The following is a 1,315-nucleotide window of genomic DNA, read 5'->3' on the forward strand; positions in this document are numbered from 1 at the left end:
ATGACTCGTCATCAGGTGTCGGTGCTATACCCACCGACCAGTCATGCTTATCATTTGGTCGATACCTTAGCCCGATTAAATCAACCTATTAATTTAAGCGTTGTGTGCGTCGGCGGTGAAGCAGTGGCCGCTGATCGCTTAGCGTCATTGAAGCAGTGGTTGAATCCTGCGCGGCTGATTAATGGCTATGGCCCGACAGAAACGGTGATTACGCCGTTGGCGTGGGTGTGTCCGGGCGCGCGGTTAACTGAGCTAAAGCTTGGGCTGGCGTATGCGCCTATCGGCACGGCGTTAGGGCCACGCGCGTTGTATGTGCTTGATGCGGATCTTAATCCGGTGCCACCCGGCGTGGTCGGTGAGTTATTCATCGCCGGGCCTTGTTTGGCGCGGGGTTATCATGCACGGCCTGGGTTAACGGCGGCGTGCTTTGTTCCTGACCCGTTTGCTCAGGACGGTGGTCGGATGTACCGCACCGGTGATTTAGTTCGGCGTTTGCCTGAGGGCGAGTTTGTTTATCTGGCGCGCCGTGACCAACAAATCAAACTACGTGGCTATCGTATCGAACCGGGTGAAATCGAAGCGGCCTTAAGACAATTGCCCGGTGTTGCCGATGCCTGTGTCGTGCTGCGCGATGATGCCGGTCAACGCTATTTGTGTGCGTATTGGGTCAGACAAGCCAGTGTCGCCGCTGATGCGGACAGTTTACACCCGGCGGCGTTTAAAGCTGCGTTGGCTCAGCAGTTACCAGAGGCGATGATTCCTAGTCAGTATGTGCTGTTGGCACAGCTACCGCGTACCGCGCACGGTAAGCTTGACCGTGCGGCGTTGCCAGCACCTGATTTTGCTGCTACGCGCAGCCGACAAGCGGCGTGTAACGCGATAGAGCAGCAGTTGTTAGCGTTGTGGCACGCGTTGCTGGGACACGCCGAGTTCGGTGTCACGGATAATTTCTTTGAGTTAGGGGGTGATTCTATTGTCGCGATTCAATTGGTGAGTCGCGCTCGTGCGCAAGGGTTGTTGTTTAGCGCTAAACAGTTGTTTCAATATCAAACCGTACGCGCATTGGCGCAAGTGACCACCTGTCAGAACGCCACTATCGAACATGAGCAGGCTCCAGCCCAAGGCAACGCCCCGCTGTTACCTATTCAACATGAGTTTTTCCAACAAGCATTAAGCAAGATCCAGCATTGGAATCAAAGCCTGACTCTGACACCAACCAGCATACTAGAGCCCAACCGCTTAGGTGAAGCGTGGCAACGCGTCATGGCGTTACACGATAGCGTACGGCTTCGTTATCGGCATACAGCCGATGGCT

Annotated in this window: 1 protein-coding gene; it reads left to right on the forward strand. The window is 55.1% G+C overall.

From position 1 onward, the window contains the following. Positions 1 to 15: 15 nt before the first annotated feature. A partial coding sequence (locus VZ94_RS21255; protein ID WP_192828696.1) for an AMP-binding protein occupies positions 16 to 1,315 on the forward strand: 1,300 nt, incomplete at its 3' end.

It is taken from the genome of Methylocucumis oryzae (assembly GCF_000963695.1).
Taxonomy (GTDB): Bacteria; Pseudomonadota; Gammaproteobacteria; order Methylococcales; family Methylomonadaceae; genus Methylovulum; species Methylovulum oryzae.